Here is a 16,467-nt window from a genome sequence, read left to right as displayed (position 1 = left end):
TCCGAGCCCGGCCGCCCGGCACCGGCCCCCCCGCAGGGCGTCCCGCTCAGGAACCCGCCCGGTGCTTGGGCTGCGCCTGGAGCGTCTTCACCGGGGCCGCCGACTGCGCCGCCTTGGTCACGTCGCCCACCAGTTCGACCACATCGGCGCCGTACGCCGCCGAGTTCACCACCTTCAGCAGCAGCACGAAGGAACCGCCGTCGTACTTCCGCGCCAGCTTCTCGTGGTTGCGGGCCAGGTAGCGGGTCGCCGCCTGGTTGGTGATGGCGCGCTGGCCGCAGAAGAGGAACACCGGGCGCGCGTTCCTGCCCTGGCCCGCCGTCAGCCGGGCCAGCAGGACGTACTCCTCCTTGCCCGGCTCCATCCGGTACCGCTCCGAACCGATCTGGAACGCGCCGCGGTCCGGACCGGCGTCCGGCTCCACGTTGATCCGCACGCCCGGCAGCAGCGAGTGCAGGTGCGCCGCCAGCCGCCGGTTGGCGCCCGGGCCGCCGACGCAGAACTCGGTCCGCTCGCCGAAGCTCTGCTGCGCCGCGTCGTGCGGCACCAGCTGCGCGTGGGCGTTGCACTCCTTGACCACGGCGGCGAGCTCCAGCAGGGCGAAGGCGTCGTGCCGCACCACGGTGAGCTCCGGGCCGGCCCCCGGGTCGCGGTTGACGACCAGCAGCGACTCGGCGTTGTCCGGCAGGCCGAAGAAGGACTGCTTGCGGCGGAGCCGGCGGTCGGCGAGGCGGCCGCGGAACAGCCAGCCCAGTGCCGCGCCCGCGCAGAGCGCGAGCACGGTGACGGCGAGGAACAGGACGACGGTATTCATGGGCGCGCAGCCTAGCGGGAGCCCATCAGGCGTTCGAGCGCGCCTCTGAAGTGTGCACGGCAATTTGGGCTAGGCTGCGGCGATTCCCGACGACCGGAGGTAAAGGTGCGTCCTTCCGTCACACCCCAGCCCGTCACCCGGAACGAGGCCGGAGCGCCGGGAGGGCTCCGGCGCAGGAGGCCGGCCGTCCTCGCCGTCTCCGCCGCCCTCCTCTCCTCCCTCACCGTCGCCGCGCCGGCCCAGGGCTCGCCCGCCGACCGGCCCGGCACGACGCCCGTCAAGACGCCGGTGGCCACCGGCTACGGCGGAGCCGTCTCCAGCGTCGACGCGGACGCCACGGCGGCCGGGCTGGAGATCCTCAGGAAAGGCGGCAACGCGGTCGACGCCGCCGTCGCCACCGCCGCTGCCCTCGGCGTCACCGAGCCCTACTCGGCCGGAGTCGGCGGCGGCGGCTACTTCGTCCACTACGACGCCCGGTCCCGCACCGTGCACACCGTGGACGGCCGCGAGACGGCGCCGCTGAGCGCCGGCAGCGACCTGTTCCTCGAGGACGGCCGGCCGATCCCGTTCGCCGAGGCCGTCACCAGCGGGCTCTCCGTCGGCACCCCCGGCACGCCCGCCACCTGGGACGCCGTGCTGGACCGCTGGGGCAGCAAGCGGCTCGGCACCGTCCTGGCGCCCGCCGAGCGGCTGGCCCGCGAGGGCTTCACCGTCGACGAGACCTTCCGCGCGCAGACCGCCGCCAACGAGGCCCGGTTCCGCAACTTCCCCGACACCGTCGACCTCTTCCTCCCCGGCGGCCGGCTCCCGGTCGTGGGGTCCACGTTCAGGAACCCGGACCTGGCGCGCACCTACGCGCGGATGGCGCGGGACGGCGCCCGCGTCATGTACCGCGGGCCGATCGCCGAGGACGTCGTCGAGACGGTCAACCACCCGCCCGTGGACCCGGACGCGGGCTACCGCGCGCGGCCCGGCGACCTCACCGCACGGGACCTGGCGCGGTACCGCGTCAAGGGGCAGGCCCCCACCCGCGTCGACTACCGGGGACTGAAGGTCTACGGCATGGCCCCGTCCTCCTCGGGCGGCACCACGGTCGGCGAGGCCCTCAACATCCTGGAGCGCACCGACCTCTCGCGGGCCACCCAGGCGGAGTACCTGCACCGCTTCGTCGAGGCCAGCCGCGTCGCCTTCGCCGACCGGGGCCGCTGGGTCGGCGACCCCGCCTTCGAGGACGTGCCCACCCGGGAACTGCTCTCCCAGGAGTTCGCGGACTCCCGCGCCTGCCTGATCAAGGACGACGCGGTGCTCACCAGCCCCCTCGCCCCCGGCGACCCGCGCGACCCCGCGGCCTGCGCCACCGCCGGCGAGGCCGCCCCGACCACCTACGAGGGCGAGAGCACCACCCACCTCACGGTCGCCGACAAGTGGGGCAACGTGGTCGCCTACACGCTCACCATCGAGCAGACCGGCGGCAGCGGCATCACCGTGCCGGGCCGCGGGTTCCTGCTCAACAACGAGCTGACCGACTTCTCCTTCGCCCCCGCCAACCCCGCCGTACACGACCCGAACCTGCCCGGTCCGGGCAAGCGGCCGCGGTCCTCGATGTCGCCCACCATCGTGCTCGACGGACACGGCAGGCCGGTGCTCGCGCTCGGTTCGCCCGGCGGCGCGACCATCATCACCACCGTGCTGCAGACCCTCACCGGCGTGGTCGACCGGGGGCTCCCGCTGGTCGACGCCATCGCCGCGCCGCGCGCCAGCCAGCGCAACGCCGCCCGCACCGAGCTCGAGCCCGGCCTGTACGACAGCGCGCTGCGGGCCGAACTCGAGGCGATCGGGCACGTGTTCGGCCGCAACCCGGAGATCGGCGCGGCGACCGGCGTGCACCGGCTGCCCGACGGCCGCTGGACCGCCGCCGCCGAAACGGTTCGCCGGGGCGGTGGCTCCGCCATGGTGGTGCGGCCCGCCCGCTGACGGGCCGCACCACCGAGGCCGGGGGGCGCTCAGGAACCGGTGCCGCCGGAACCGCCGAACGGCGCTTCCGGCGGGGCCTCCCGGCCCCCGGCCGCCGCGGTCGCCCCGCCGCCCTCCACACGGAACGCGGGACGGCCGTCCGGGCCGACCTCCACGGTGACCCGGCCGCCCGCGGACAGCCGGCCGTCCAGCAGCATCCGGGACAGCTCGTTGTCCACCTCGCGCTGAATGGTGCGGCGCAGCGGCCGGGCGCCGTACTCCGGCTGGTGGCCGTGGCGCGCCAGCCAGTCCACGGCCTCGTCGGTGAACCGCACCGTGATGTCCTGGGCGTGCAGCCGCCGCCGGGTCCGCTCCAGCATCAGGTCGGTGATCTGCCGCAGCTGGACGTCGGTGAGCCGGCGGAACACCACGATCTCGTCGATCCGGTTCAGGAACTCCGGCCGGAAGTGCTGCCGCAGCGGACGGAGCACCCGCTCCCGGCGGGCCTCCTCGTCCACCGCCGCGTCCGCGGAGGCGAAGCCCAGCGTCCCGCCGCCCCGGACGATCGCCTCCGAGCCCAGGTTGCTGGTCATCACGATCACCGTGTTGGTGAAGTCGACCGTGCGGCCCTGGGAGTCGGTCAGCCGGCCGTCGTCCAGCACCTGCAGCAGGATGTTGAAGACGTCCGGGTGCGCCTTCTCCACCTCGTCGAGCAGCAGCAGCGAGTACGGATGGCGCCGGACCACCTCGGTGAGCTGCCCGGCCTCCTCGTGCCCGACGTAGCCGGGCGGGGCGCCGACCAGGCGGCTCACCGTGTGCCGCTCCTGGTACTCGCTCATGTCCAGGCGGACCATCCGCTCCTCGCTGCCGAACAGCGCCTCGGCGAGCGCCCTCGCCAGCTCCGTCTTGCCCACGCCGGTCGGGCCGAGGAAGAGGAAGCTGCCGATCGGCCGGTCCGGGCCCGCCAGTCCCGCGCGGGCCCGCAGCACGGCGTCCGAGACCGCCTTCACGGCCTCCTCCTGGCCCACCACCCGCTCGTGCAGGTGCTCCTCCAGGTGCAGCAGCCGCTCCTTCTCCTCGGCGGTCAGGCTGGCCACCGGGATGCCCGTCTGCCGGGAGACCACCTCGGCGATCGACTCGACGGTCACCACCAGGTGCTGCCCGTCGTCCGGGTGCTCCTCCTGGCCGGCCGCCTCGATCCGGCCGCGGACCTCCTCGATCCGGTCCCGCAGCCGCATCGCCTCCTCGTACTGCTCGGCGGCGACCGCCTGGTCCTTGTCACGGGTGAGCTGCTCCGCCTCCCGCTGCAGCGCCCGCACGTCCGTGCCGCGGGAGCGCGCCCGCAGCCGGACCCGGGCGCCGGCCTGGTCCATCAGGTCGATCGCCTTGTCCGGCAGGAAGCGCTCGGTGAGGTAGCGGTCGGACAGCTCCACGGCCGCCACCAGCGCCTCGTCGGTGTAGCGGACCTGGTGGTGGGCCTCGTAGCGGTCGGCCAGGCCGCGGAGGATCTGGATCGCGTCGGAGACCGACGGCTCCGGCACCAGGACCGGCTGGAACCGGCGGGCCAGCGCGGCGTCCTTCTCGATCCTGCGGAACTCCTCCAGCGTGGTCGCGCCCACCACGTGCAGCTCGCCGCGGGCCAGGGCGGGCTTGAGGATGTTGCCGGCGTCCATCCCGCCCTCGCCGCCGCCGCCCGCGCCCACCACCGTGTGCAGCTCGTCGATGAAGACGACCAGCTCGTCGGGGTGCGCCCGGATCTCGTCGATGATCCCGTTGAGCCGCTCCTCGAAGTCGCCCCGGTAGCGGGTGCCGGCGACCACCCCGGAGACGTCCAGGGCCACCACCCGGCGGCCGGCCAGCACGTCGGGGACGTCGTCGTCCGCGATCCGCTGGGCCAGGCCCTCCACGATCGCCGTCTTGCCGACACCCGCGTCGCCGATCAGCACCGGGTTGTTCTTGCCGCGCCGGGAGAGCACCTCGACGGTCTGCTCGATCTCCTCCTCGCGCCCGATCACCGGGTCGATCCGCCCCTGGCGGGCCAGTTCCGTCAGGTCACGGCCGTAGCGGTCCAGGTTCGGGGTGTTCATGCCGTGCTGCGGCCCCTCGGGCCCGCGGCGCACGGCCGTGGAGCCGGAAGGACCGCGTCCGGCCCCCTGACCGGGCGGCTCCTGGCCCTCGGGCGGGGGAGGGGGAGCGAAGCGGGCCGTGCTGAGGATGTGACCGGCCGCCGAGTCGGGATTGTCGGCCAGCGCGCTCAGCACGTGCTCCGGGCCGATGTAGCCGTCGCCCCGCCTGCGGGCCAGCTCGTGGGCGTCCAGCAGGGCCCGCTTCACCGCCGGGGTCATCGCCACCGAGGCCGGCGGCGTCTCGTCCTCGCCCGGCGACGGGGCGCGGCTGTCGATGTCCGCGGCCAGCTCGTCCGGGTCCGCGCCCGCCCGCGCGATCAGGCTCCGCGTCGGCTCGATGGCCAGGGCGGCGCGCAGCAGGTGCTCGGTCTCCAGGTCGTGGCTGCCGTGCTCGGCGGCGTAGGCGGCCGCCGCGCGCACCAGGTCCTGGGCGGGGCGGCTCATCAGCCGGCCGATGTCCACCCGCCGGGGCGGAGCGCCGTTGCCGCCCTGCCCCTGCGCGCTCCCGCCCGAGCCCCTGGCCGACGGCGCCGGGCCGAGGAGGCCGCTGCTGAACAGGCGTGCGAAGAACTCTGCGAAGGGGTCCGAGCCGTAGCCCTGCGGACCCGGGAATCCGCTGGTCATCAGCCATCCGTTTCGGCGCGCCCCCTGCTGCGTGCGGGCGCACGAGGTCGACGTTGCGTGCGCCCGCCGGGTGCCCCTGCGCCCGGTGGCTACACCTCGCTCCGGACGGGACGCCGCCCCGGCGGCCGTCACCGTTCGCGGGCGCGGGGCGACGCCGCGTCATGACGGAAAACTCCGCGTAGCGCGGACGTAACACGGCTGGTGTTGCCTTCGGAGCCGGGAAGCTCCGGTCCGCAGTGGTGGGGTGAACACGGCATGGCAGCTGAACAGCTCCCGGGGCGGGTCCGGGACTTCGCACGCTACCTGGAGGGCCTCCTCGGGCGCGTCGACCAGCGGGCCGGCTGGTCCGGCGTCTTCTGGGAACGGCACCCCGAGGGGATGCGCGCCTGCCTGGAGGGGCGGGACGTGCCGCCGTGGGACGTGGTCGAGGGCCTGCTCCACGACCTGGCCACCGCCCACGGCTCCCGGGCGGCGGCCGTCGAGACGGAACCGGCCCGCGCCCTCCACGCCGCCGCCGCGACCGCGCACGACACCCGGCCCGGTGGGCGGGAGGCGCTGCGGGACCGGCTGGAGGCCGCGTGGCGCGAGGAGCGGGAGGCCGCCGGACGCCGGGCGGAACGGGGCCGCGCGGTCGAGGCGGCGGGCGGCGACCGGGCCCCCGAGGCGCTGCGGGTGGACCTGGCCTGGGCCCGCGACGACCACGAGCGGGCCGTCGCCCGGTGCGCCGAACTGCGGGCGCGGTGGGAGGCGTTGGACCGCGGTGAACGGGTGGAGCCCGCGCGGGTGGCGGGTGCCGGTGAGGGTGCCGGTGCCGGTGCCGCCGGCCGGCAGAAGCGGAAGCGGCCGCGGGGCAGTGCGCGGTTCGCCGGGATGCTGGAGGAAGCGGACGTCCAGGCGGCGCCGGCGCCGCCCGCCGGCCCCTTCGGACCCGTTCCGGCCGCTGCTCCCGCTCCCTTTGCCGCCGCCGTGACCGGTCCCGGTTCCGGCCCCGTTGCCGGTCTCGCGTCCGGGTTCGGGTTCGGCCCGGAGCCGGGTCGTGCCGGGGCCGGGGCCGGTATCGGGGCGCCGCGGGGCGCGCGGTTCGCGGGGGCGACGGAGGAGCCGGCGGCGGGCGTGACGGACGCCCCGGGGCCCGAGGACCGGCGGCTGGCGGCCGAGCAGGTGGCCCGGCTGCTCCGGCTCCGCGCCCAGGGCCGGTCCGGCGAGGCGCACGCGCTGCTGGCCGAGACGGCCTCCTGGCCCCCCGCCCGGCTCCCGCTGGTCGCGGAGGAACTGGCACGGTCCCGGGACGACGTGGAGTGGACGACGCTGCTCTGGGAGGTGTCCTCCCTGCCGGTGGCGCGGCTGGTCCCGGTCGGGGACGCGCTCGCGGCGGCGGGGCGCGGGGAGGACGGGGAGCGGGTGCTGCGGCAGGGGGTGGCCCGCGCCGCCGAGGAGATGGGGGGCGCGCTCCTCTCCCTCGCCGCCGCGGGACGCCACCGCGACGTGCGGCTGCTGCTGGACGCGTACGTGCGGGTCCGCGCCCCCGCGGAGGTCGTGCGCTGCGTCCTGCCCGACCCGGACCGCCTGGTCCCGCTCCTCCTCGCGGCCGGCCGCGGCGTCTCCGACGACCACCACTGGTCCCTGATCCACGCCCTGCGCGTCACGGGCATCCGCGGGGTGTAGGCCGTTCCGTCCGGAGTGGCCGGCCGACGGCGAGGAGATACCGGTGGAGCACCCCCGCACGCGGGTCGAGGACATGACGCACAGTCCGCCGGGAAGCCGACACAGGCGTCCACCCCCGCCCTTCGAGGAGGCAGCATGAGCAGCCCGTCCCAGCAGGAACTCATCGCCCGCCTCGTCGCCGTGGAAAAGCGCCTGGACCACACCGAGGCCGCCCCGCTCGCCGGGCAGCAGGCCATCCCCGTCACTCCCACGGTCCACGACCACCACTACCAAGGCCCCGGACCCTGCAGGGCGGAGGTCTTCGGCGAGCAGTGCGAGGCGCACCGCGACCTCCACCGGCACACCACCGACAGCGCCTGACACGCCGCCACGGCCTGCTCCCCGGCAGGGGTGCCCCCGGCCTGAAGCCGGGGGCACCCCTGCCGGGGTGGGTCCGTGGTGCCGCGGGGTGGGTCAGGAGGTGTGGAGGTGGGCGTCGCAGGCGGGGCGGGGGGCGGGGCCGAAGAGGGGGGTCCAGCCCGGGGGGACGTCCCGCCACGCCGGCCACAGGGACCGCTGCCCCCGCGCGTTCCCCAGCACCAGGAACGGCGACTCCCCGTCGAAGGGGGAGGGAATGTCCGTCGTCCTCACGCGTCGAGCTCCTTGATCCGGGCCGAGACCGCCGCCGCCACCGCGTCCAGGTGACGGCCCTGCGTGATCAGCGGATGGGTGCAGTCGAGGTCCAGGTTCCGGACCTCGCCGCCGATGTGGGGACGCCAGGACTCCCACGTCAGCCAGTCCTCCGCCCGCGGCGCCGCCGCCGTGAAGAACAGCAGGTCGCCCTCGTAGCGCCGGTGCTCGTGCTCCCGCATCAGCCGCGCGTTGTGCGGCACGATGTCGACGATCCGGTTGAGCGTGACGTCGGACAGGCCGCCCAGCGGGCTGCCCAGCCGGGCGAGCGTGGCGACGACGTCCTCCTTGGTCGCCTCCACCGTCCGCTCCAGGCCCGCCATCCGCAGCACGGCGGTGAGCGCGTCGCCCTCCTCGGGGGCGGGCCGCTCCCGCCACTGCTCCGCGGGGAACGCGTCGAGCAGCGCCAGCAGGTCCACCTCCTCGCCGGCCTCCTGGAGCAGCACCGCCATGGTCTGCGCCAGCGCGCCGCCCACGGACCAGCCCATCAGCCGGTACGGCCCGTGCGGCCGCACCGCGCGGACCCGCGCGACGTACTCGGCGGCCAGCGACTCCAGCGACTCCGGCAGCGGACCGCCCTCGAGCAGGCCGGGCGCCTGGATGCCGTACACCGGCTGGTCGGGGCCGAGCCGCGCGGGCAGGCCCGCGTAGCACCAGGCGATGCCGCCCGCCGGATGGAGCACGAACAGCGGCGGCCGGTCGCCGTCGGGGCGCAGCGGCAGCACGACGTCCAGCGCGTCCGAGGACGACGGCCGGGCGCTGTCCAGCCGCGCGGCGAGCGCCGCCGGCGTCGGCGAGGCGAACAGCGAGCCCAGGGTGAGCTCGGCGCCGAACTCCTCGCGGATCCGCGCCACCAGCCGGATCGCCAGCAGCGAGGAGCCGCCGAGGTCGAAGAAGGCGTCGTCGGCGCCCACCTCGCCCAGGCCCAGCACCTCGGCGAAGACCCGCGCCATCGCCTCCTCGCGGGCCACCGTGGGGCGGCGCCCCGCCGACGCGTGGACCGGGGCGGGCAGGGCACGGCGGTCCAGCTTGCCGTTGGGCGACAGCGGGAACTCCTCCAGCGCCACCACCGCCGTCGGCACCATGTGCTCCGGCAGGGTCAGCGCCACCGCCTCGCGGACCGCCGACGGGTCGGCGGAACCGGTGACGTAGCCGACCAGCCGCTGGTCGCCGGGCCGGTCCTCGCGGACCAGCGCACAGGCGCCGTCCACCCCGTCCTGGGCGGCCAACGCGGCCTCGATCTCGCCGAGTTCGATGCGCTGGCCGCGCAGCTTCACCTGGTGGTCGGTGCGGCCGAGGTACTCCACCTGGCCGTCCGCCCGCCAGCGGGCCAGGTCGCCGGTGCGGTACATCCGCTCACCGGGCGGCCCGAACGGGTCGGCGACGAAACGGGACGAGGTCAGTTCCGGCCGGCCCAGGTAGCCGTCGGCCAGCTGGACGCCGGCCAGGTACAGCTCCCCGGGGACCCCTGGCGGGCACGGCTGCAGCGCGGCGTCCAGCACGTACAGCCGGGTGTTCCAGACGGGCGCGCCGATCGGCACCGGACCGTCCTGTCCCGGCAGCACCTCGTGGAAGCTGACGTCCACGGCGGCCTCGGTCGGGCCGTACAGGTTGTGCAGCCGCACCTCCGGCAGCCGGGCGGCGAAGGTCCGCGCGGTGTCCCGGGGCAGCGCCTCGCCGCTGCAGAACACCTGGCGCAGCGTGGAGCCCACCGAGGCGGCGGACGGCTCGGCCAGGAACAGCTGGAGCATCGAGGGCACGAAGTGGCAGGTGGTGATCCGCTCCTCGTTGATCAGCCACGTCAGGTACGCCGGGTCGCGGTGCCCGCCGGGCTCGGCCACCACCAGCGTCGCGCCGACGCGCAGCGCCCAGAAGAACTCCCACACCGACACGTCGAAGGAGGCCGGGGTCTTCTGCAGCACCCGGTCGCCCGCGGAGAGCGGATACGCGTGCTGCATCCACCGCAGCCGGTTGTCGATCGCCCCGTGCGGGACCACGACGCCCTTGGGGCGGCCGGTGGAGCCGGAGGTGTAGATCACGTACGCGGGGTGGGACGGCGTCAGCGCCCTGGCCGGGTCGCAGGCCGGACGGGCCGACAGGTCCAGCCCGTCCAGCACCACCAGCGGTGTGTCCACGCCGGACGGCAGCCGCCGCTCGTGGTCGGTCACCGCGCAGACCGGGGCGGCGTCCGCCAGCATGTCGACGAGCCGCTGCGCGGGGTGGTCGGGGTCCAGCGGCAGGTAGGCCGCGCCCGCCTTGAGCACCGCCAGCAGCGCGGTCACCAGCTCCAGGGAGCGGGGAACCGCCACGCCGACGACCCTGCCGGGACCGGCGCCCCGCTCGATCAGGTGACGTGCCAGCCGGTTGGCGCGGGCGTTGAGCTCGGCGTAGGTGAGGGTGGTGCCGCCGAAGACCAGGGCGGGGGCGTCCGGGGTGCGGGCCGCCTGCGCCTCGATCGGGCCGATCAGCGTGGTGGGCGGAAGCTCCCGGGAGGTGTCGTTGAACGTCCGCAGCACCAGGTCGAGTTCCTCCGGCAGCGCCACCGGGTGCACGGCCAGGGGGAGTTGGGGGTCGGTGTCGACCAGGCGGTCCAGCAGGGCCAGGAAGCGCCGCTGGTGGACGGCGACCTCCTCCTCGGAGTAGAGGGCGGGGTTGGCGTCGTGGTCGATCTCCAGACCGTGGCCGTCGGCGCGGTCGTAGATGTTGACGGTGAGGTCGTCGACGGGACCCGCGGACAGGCTGCGGAGCCGGGCCGGGGAGCCGGCGAAACCCACCGCGTAGTCGAAGGGCATGGTGTTGACCAACGGCCCCACCAGGGCGCGCTGTTCGCCCTGGAGGCCGAGGTCGCGCCGGATGTCCTCGTAGCGGTACCGCTGGTGGCGGCGGGCCGCGCGCAGCGCCAGCACGACCTGGCGGACCAGTTCGGCGAAGGTCTGCTCCGGCTCCACGGAGACGCGCAGCGGCAGCACGTTCATCACCATGCCGGGGACGCGCAGCGCCGCCGAGCCCATCCGGCCCATCAGCGGCACGCCGAGCACCACGTCCTGCCGGTTGGTGGCGCGGGCGGTGTACAGCGCCTGGGCGGCGATCATGACCTCGGGCCAGGTGGCCTTCAGCGCCGACGCGGTCCGCCGGAGCCGGTCGGTGGCCTCGGGGGACAGGTGGGCGGTGCGGCGCAGGAAGGTCCGCGAGGGGTGCGCCGGACGGCCGGCCAGGTGGGGGGCCTCCGGCCGGTCGGCCAGCAGCTCGCTCCAGTACCCGCGGTCGGCCTCGAAGGCCTCGCCGGAGCGGTACTCGGCGTCCAGCTCGACGAGTTCGGCCAGCGGCCGGAAGGTGCGCGGGGGCAGCTCCTCGCCGCGGGCGAACGCGGTGTACGCCTCGGCGGTGCGGCGGCCCAGCAGGGTGTAGCCGTAGCCGTCCATCACCAGGTGGTGGATGCGCTGGTACCACAGCCAGCGCTCGTCCCCGGTGCGCAACAGCGCCTGCTTGAACAGGGGTTCGGCCCCGGTGAGGTCGAACGGCTCGGCCAGGTCGGCGCGCATCCACGCCTCGGCGGCGGCCGCCGGGTCCGCCGCGTCCCGCAGGTCGAGCACCTGGAAGGGCAACGCGATCCCGTCCGGGACGATCTGCCGCGGCCCCTCGGGGGTCTCGAGGAAGCGGGCGCGCAGCGCGTCGGCCTCCTCGACGACCTGCCGCAGGGCACGCGCGAAGAGCTCCGGGTCCAGCGGCCCGTCGATCTCGGCGCACTCCGCGGTGTTCAGCGCCGGGCTCTCCGGGTCCAGGGCCTGCGCGTACCACATGCCCGACTGGGCCGCGGTCAGCGGGAGCTCGGCCGGCCCCTCGGGCAGGGAGTGCCCGGCGGGGGCGGGCGTGGCGACCGTCATGAGGTCACCCCCAGGAGTTCCGCCCAGGCCTCGACGGCGGGCTTCTCCGCGAGGTCCGCGAAGTCGGCGGTGACGCCGTGGTCGCGGCGCCAGCCTTCCAGCAGCGCCATGATCCGGACCGAGTCCAGGCCGTAGTCCACGAGGTTCTCGTCCACCGGGATGTCGGCGAGGTCCTCGCCGAGACAGTCGGCGACGTCGGCGTGGATCTGGTTCAGGGTGAGGGCCATCGCGCGGATCAGTCCTTCTCGGTCAGCGCGCCCAGCAGGGCGTCGGTGGTGGTGACGGCCGCGCAGCGGCCGGCGGCCCAGCGCAGGGCCATGTCGTGGTCGTCGCGGCTGAAGTCGGCGACCGCGTCGGCGACCAGGTGGGCGCGGATGTCCCGCTGCCAGGCGTCGGCCGCGCTCATCAGCACGCCGATGTGGGCGTAGACGCCGGTGACGATCAGCTCGTCGCGTCCCCACCCGGCCATCAGGTCGGCCAGTTCCGTGCGGACGAAGGCGCTGTACTTCCACTTGCGGAGCAGGGTGTCGCCCGGCGCCGGCGCCACGATCCCGGGGGTGGCCAGCTTCTCGGGGTCGTCGGCCACGCCCGGACCCCAGAAGTCCAGCTGGAGACCGCGCTCCTCGGGCGTCTGGCCGCCCTTCTGCGCCGAGTACACCACCGGCACGCCGGCGGCGCGGGCGGCGGTGATCAGCCGGGCGGTGTTGGCGAGCATGCCGGTCAGCGGCTGCTCACCGGCCGGGAAGGCGCCGAGGAAGTGGTTCTGCAGGTCGTGCACGAGCAGCACGGCGCGCCGGGGGTCCGCAGTCCAGGAGACCCGGTTCTCGGGCAGCTCCTCGGGCGAGGGCAGCGGATAGGGGGCGATGGCGGGGAGTGCCATGGGATTCGTCGAGGGCCTTTCAGTGATCCTGGGCGGAGTCCGCGGCTGCCCGCAGCCCCTTCTTGCTGACCTTGCCGACGCCGGTCTGCGGGAACTCGTCGACGAACTCGACGAGGTCGGGCACCTTGTACGCGGCGATGCCCTGCTCGCGGACGAACCGCTTGATCGCCACGGACCTCACCGGCTCGGCGTCCTTGCGCAGCACCACGTAGGCCAGGCTGCGCTCGCCGAGGTACTCGTCGGGGACCGCGACCACGGAGACGTCGTGGACCGAGGGATGACGGAGGATGACGTTCTCCACCTCCTCCGGCGCGATCTTCTCGCCACCCCGGTTGATCTGGTCCTTCGCGCGCCCCTCGACCACCAGGTGGCCGCTCGGGGTGCGGCGGACGATGTCGCCGGTGCGGTAGAAGCCGTCCTCGGTGAAGGAGCGCGCGTTGTGCTCCGGGGCCCGCCAGTAGCCGCGGATGGTGTACGGGCCGCGGGTCAGCAGGTGCCCGAACTCGCCCTCCGCGACGTCCTGGTCGTGGTCGTCGACGATGCGGATCTCGTCGTCGGGGGAGATCGGCCGGCCCTGGGTGGAGACGATCGTCTCGTACGGGTCGTCCAGGCGGGTGTAGTTGACCAGGCCCTCGGCCATGCCGAAGACCTGCTGCAGGCGGCAGCCGAGGGCGGGCTCGAAGCGGCGGGCCGCCGCCTCGCTGTACTTGGCGCCGCCCACCAGCACCGACCGCAGGCTGGAGAGGTCGTGCCCGGTGGCCGCGGCGGCGTCGGTCCAGACGATGGCCAGCGGGGGGACCAGGCCGGTCATGGTGATCCCCTCCCGCTCGATCAGCGGGAAGGCGGTCGCCGGGTCGGTGTTCGGGGAGAGCACCGCGGTGCCGCCCGCGTGGAGGACGCCGAGCCAACCGGGGCTGCTGACGGGGAAGTTGTGCGCCGCGGGGAGCACCACCAGGAAGCGGGTGCCGGGGTCCACCGCGCAGATCTCGTTGGAGCCCCACACCGAGTACAGGTAGTCGTCGTGGGTGCGGGGGATCAGCTTGGGCACGCCGGTGGTGCCGCCGGAGAGCTGCAGGAAGGCCAGTTCGTGCGGCTCGGGGCCGGCGGGCAGGGCTGCGGGGTCGCCGGTCACCTCGGTGAGCGGGGTGTGCTCGCCGGCCTCGCCGACCACGAACACCTCGCGCAGGGTCGCCACTTCGTCCTTCATCCGGCCCGCCAGCGCGGCGTGGTCGAAGCCGGCGTGCCGGTCGACGGTCACGTAGGCGACGGCCTCGGTGAAGGCGCAGAAGTAGCGGATCTCCGTCTCGCGGTGCGCGGGCAGCGCGAACACCGGCAGGGCACCGATCCGGAACAGCGCCATGATCACCTGGATGAACTCGGCGATGTTGGGGAGCTGGACGACGACCCGGTCGCCCTTGGCGACGCCCCGGGCGGCGAAGCCGGCGGCGAGCCGGTCCACGGCCGCGTCCAGCTCGCGGTAGGTCCACGCACGCCGCTCGGGCGCCGGGTCCACCAGGGCCTCCCGGTCCGGGTACCGCTCGGCGCGCTCGCGCAGCATCCCGCCGATGGTCGCGCCCCGCCACCAGCCCGCGGCGCGGTAGCGGGCGGCGAACTCCTCGGGCCAGGTCGGCGCGTCGACGCCGGGCGTCGTGGCGGGCGGGCGGGCGTCGGTCCCGGTGCTCACAGCGAGGCTCCCACGGCGGTCAGGAAGGTACGGAACTTGGCGGCGGTCTCCGCCGTCTCCGCCTCGGCGGACGACGCCCCCACGATGCCCGCTCCGGCGAACAGGCGCAGCAGTGCCCCCTCGGCCTCCGCGCACCGGATGGTGACGACCCATTCGCCGTCGCCGGAGGCGTCCTGCCAGCCCACCATGCCGGTGTAGGCGCCGCGGTCGAAGGGCTCGTAGCCGGCGATCACCTCACGGGCGAGGCCCGTCGGCGTGCCGCAGACGGCCGGGGTCGGGTGCAGCGCCGAGGCCAGGTCCAGCGCCGTGGTGCCGGGGTCGGCGAGCTCGCCGGTGACGGTGGTGGACAGGTGCCACATCGCCGCGGTGTTCACCAGGGTGGGACGCTCGGGGACGTCCAGGCGGGTGCAGAACGGGGCCAGGGCGGCCCGGACCGCCTCCACCACGACGGCGTGCTCGTGCAGGTCCTTCGGCGACTCCAGCAGCGTGTTGGCGCGGCGGACGTCCTCGGCGAGGTCCGCGCTGCGCGGCAGCGAACCGGCCAGCGGATTGGCGACGAGCGTGGTGCCGCGGCGCGACACCAGCAGCTCGGGGCTGGCGCCGATCAGGGTGCGGGCCGGGCCGGTGGGCACCGCGAAGGTGTAGCCGCCGGGGTCCCGGCGGGCCAGCCGGCGCAGCATCAGCGGCAGGTCGGGCTCCCGACCGGAGGTCAGCTCCAGGGTGCGGGCGAGGACGACCTTGTCGAACTCCCCGGCGCGGATGCGGGCCGCGGCGTCGGTGACCGCCCGGCCGTACTCGGCGGCGGACGGAACCTCGCGCACCTGCCAGGCGTGGCGCGGGCCCTCGGGCGTGGGCAGCGCGATCAGCGGGTCCTCGCGCAGCGCGGGCGCGGTGCGCAGGGCGGCCGGAACGGCCAGGGCGGGGGGCGCGTCGGGGGAGAACGGCACCGAGCCCAGGACGACCGTGCCCGCGGCGTCGTCCCCGGTGAGGTCGCGGGCGGCCGTCAGGACCTCCCGGACGCGCTCGGTCAGCGGGCGGGCGTCGTGCGGCACCTCCGCGACGACTCCCTCGCCGAGCAGGGTGCGGCGGGGGGTGGCGACGAAGCGGTCGCCCGGGCGGTAGGAGTCGAGCAGCGCGGTCGCCGCGCCGAGCGTGGCCGGCGGAGCGGGGAGGACCATGGGCTCTCGCAGGGGGGCGGTCATCACATCTCCAGTTCGTCGGACGGGGCGGTGGGGCCCGGACGGTGCGGGGGAGGGGGAAGCGGTCGGCCTAGGCACGCAGGGTGGCTCCGCCGTCGACGTAGAGGTCGTGCATGGTGATGTGCCGGGCACGGTCCGAGGCGAGGAACGCGACGGCCTCGGCGACGTCCTGCGGGTCGGCGATGCGCCCCAGCGGTATGCCGGTGCGGTGGGTGGCCAGGTCGCCCTCGATCACGCGGCGCGCGGCGGCCTCGGCGTCGCCCCCGGTCCACATGCCGCGCTGCATGTCGGTCATGGTGGAACCCGGGGAGACCGTGTTGCAGCGCACGCCCCGCGCGGCCACCTCCAGCCCGAGGCACTTGGTGAACATCACCGTGGCGGCCTTGGAGGCGGCGTAGGCGGCCAGTCCGGCCCGGGGTATGCCGGCCGCGTTGGAGGCGACGGTCACGATGCTGCCGCGGCCACGCTCCGTCATGCGCCGGGCGGCGGCCCGCGAGACGTGGAAGACGCCGGTGGTGTTCACGGCGAAGTGGGCGTCCCACTGCTCGTCCGTCAGATCGACGACGGCGGAGGTCGACAGCACTCCCGCCACGTTCACGGCGACGTCCAGCGGCCCGAACACGTCCTCGGCGTGGGCGACCGCGGCGTCCACGGCGGCCGAGTCGCGGACGTCCACCGCCAGGGCGGCGACCCGGCCGTCGTACAGGCGGGCCGGCTTCCTGGCCTTCGGCTTCTCGAGGTCGGTGGCGAGCACCCGGGCGCCCCGGGCGGCGAGCGCGTGCACCACGGCCCGGCCGATGCCCCGCGCCGCACCGGTCACCAGCGCGGTCCGGCCGGCGAACTCCTGCGCGCCGGTGGCCCCGGGATCCGGGAGTGCGGGTACGTGCGGAGTGGGCGGGTGGGACACTGGCGGCTTCCTTCTTCCCGGGGACCGGACCGCCCGTGGCGGCAGTCGTCCCCGGTGAGCGT

Annotated in this window: 12 protein-coding genes; 3 read left to right on the top strand and 9 right to left on the bottom strand. The window is 75.3% G+C overall.

Annotated features, from left to right (window positions below):
* Window positions 1-46: 46 nt before the first annotated feature.
* On the bottom strand, window positions 47-814 hold the full coding sequence (locus ABZ836_RS15270; protein ID WP_356137834.1) for a hypothetical protein: 768 nt from the start codon (window positions 812-814) through the stop codon (window positions 47-49).
* A 105-nt stretch (window positions 815-919) separates the two neighbouring features.
* On the opposite strand from ABZ836_RS15270, the gene ggt reads away from it, so the two are divergent.
* Complete coding sequence (ggt, locus tag ABZ836_RS15265; RefSeq protein ID WP_361142283.1) at window positions 920-2,788, top strand: gamma-glutamyltransferase; 1,869 nt, start codon at window positions 920-922, stop codon at window positions 2,786-2,788.
* A 29-nt stretch (window positions 2,789-2,817) separates the two neighbouring features.
* Here ggt and ABZ836_RS15260 read toward each other — a convergent pair whose 3' ends face one another.
* Window positions 2,818-5,517, bottom strand: coding sequence for an ATP-dependent Clp protease ATP-binding subunit (locus ABZ836_RS15260; protein WP_356137619.1), 2,700 nt, complete (start codon window positions 5,515-5,517; stop codon window positions 2,818-2,820).
* Between the two features lie 255 nt (window positions 5,518-5,772).
* Here ABZ836_RS15260 and ABZ836_RS15255 point away from each other — a divergent pair, with 255 nt between their 5' ends.
* Entirely contained in the window at window positions 5,773-7,182 is a 1,410-nt protein-coding gene (locus ABZ836_RS15255) for a hypothetical protein (protein ID WP_361142280.1), read from the top strand.
* Between the two features lie 135 nt (window positions 7,183-7,317).
* Window positions 7,318-7,542: a hypothetical protein gene (locus ABZ836_RS15250; RefSeq protein ID WP_356137623.1), complete on the top strand. Its 225-nt coding sequence runs from the start codon at window positions 7,318-7,320 to the stop codon at window positions 7,540-7,542.
* Between the two features lie 93 nt (window positions 7,543-7,635).
* Here the strand turns inward: ABZ836_RS15250 and ABZ836_RS15245 are convergent, their stop codons facing one another.
* The 7 genes from ABZ836_RS15245 to ABZ836_RS15215 all read right to left on the bottom strand — a co-directional run bounded on the left by ABZ836_RS15245 (window position 7,636) and on the right by ABZ836_RS15215 (window position 16,405).
* Window positions 7,636-7,812, bottom strand: a complete 177-nt coding sequence (locus ABZ836_RS15245; RefSeq protein ID WP_361142277.1) for an MbtH family protein — start codon at window positions 7,810-7,812, stop codon at window positions 7,636-7,638.
* Window positions 7,809-11,735, bottom strand: coding sequence for an amino acid adenylation domain-containing protein (locus tag ABZ836_RS15240; protein WP_361142274.1), 3,927 nt, complete (start codon window positions 11,733-11,735; stop codon window positions 7,809-7,811). Before ABZ836_RS15240 ends, ABZ836_RS15245 begins: the two co-directional genes overlap by 4 nt.
* Complete coding sequence (locus ABZ836_RS15235) at window positions 11,732-11,962, bottom strand: phosphopantetheine-binding protein (RefSeq protein WP_356137629.1); 231 nt, start codon at window positions 11,960-11,962, stop codon at window positions 11,732-11,734. Before ABZ836_RS15235 ends, ABZ836_RS15240 begins: the two co-directional genes overlap by 4 nt.
* Window positions 11,963-11,970: 8 nt before the next feature.
* On the bottom strand, window positions 11,971-12,615 hold the full coding sequence (locus tag ABZ836_RS15230) for an isochorismatase family protein (protein WP_356137631.1): 645 nt from the start codon (window positions 12,613-12,615) through the stop codon (window positions 11,971-11,973).
* A gap of 19 nt (window positions 12,616-12,634) precedes the next feature.
* Window positions 12,635-14,299 carry a (2,3-dihydroxybenzoyl)adenylate synthase gene (locus ABZ836_RS15225; RefSeq protein WP_361142271.1) on the bottom strand — a complete coding sequence of 555 codons (1,665 nt, stop codon included), beginning with the start codon at window positions 14,297-14,299 and terminating at the stop codon, window positions 12,635-12,637.
* A complete protein-coding gene (locus tag ABZ836_RS15220) occupies window positions 14,296-15,501 on the bottom strand; it encodes an isochorismate synthase (protein WP_361142268.1) in 1,206 nt (401 codons plus the stop codon). The genes ABZ836_RS15225 and ABZ836_RS15220 overlap by 4 nt, the downstream gene beginning before the upstream one ends.
* Before the next feature lie 67 nt (window positions 15,502-15,568).
* Complete coding sequence (locus ABZ836_RS15215) at window positions 15,569-16,405, bottom strand: 2,3-dihydro-2,3-dihydroxybenzoate dehydrogenase (protein WP_361142265.1); 837 nt, start codon at window positions 16,403-16,405, stop codon at window positions 15,569-15,571.
* Window positions 16,406-16,467: the final 62 nt, after the last annotated feature.

The sequence above is a fragment of the Streptomyces sp. NPDC047130 genome (assembly GCF_040643475.1).
In the GTDB taxonomy this organism is placed as follows: domain Bacteria; phylum Actinomycetota; class Actinomycetes; order Streptomycetales; family Streptomycetaceae; genus Streptomyces.
Note: the sequence above shows the minus strand (reverse complement) of the source record. Positions and strands in the feature narration are given on the sequence as shown.

Coding starts and splice junctions, on each gene's coding strand:
- ABZ836_RS15250 (WP_356137623.1), top strand. CDS start 7,318: ATGAGCAGCCCGTCCCAGCAGGAACTCATCGCCCGCCTCGTCGCCGTG.
- ABZ836_RS15260 (WP_356137619.1), bottom strand. CDS start 5,517: ATGACCAGCGGATTCCCGGGTCCGCAGGGCTACGGCTCGGACCCCTTC.
- ABZ836_RS15230 (WP_356137631.1), bottom strand. CDS start 12,615: ATGGCACTCCCCGCCATCGCCCCCTATCCGCTGCCCTCGCCCGAGGAG.
- ABZ836_RS15270 (WP_356137834.1), bottom strand. CDS start 814: ATGAATACCGTCGTCCTGTTCCTCGCCGTCACCGTGCTCGCGCTCTGC.
- ABZ836_RS15240 (WP_361142274.1), bottom strand. CDS start 11,735: ATGACGGTCGCCACGCCCGCCCCCGCCGGGCACTCCCTGCCCGAGGGG.
- ABZ836_RS15255 (WP_361142280.1), top strand. CDS start 5,773: ATGGCAGCTGAACAGCTCCCGGGGCGGGTCCGGGACTTCGCACGCTAC.
- ABZ836_RS15235 (WP_356137629.1), bottom strand. CDS start 11,962: ATGGCCCTCACCCTGAACCAGATCCACGCCGACGTCGCCGACTGTCTC.
- ABZ836_RS15220 (WP_361142268.1), bottom strand. CDS start 15,501: ATGACCGCCCCCCTGCGAGAGCCCATGGTCCTCCCCGCTCCGCCGGCC.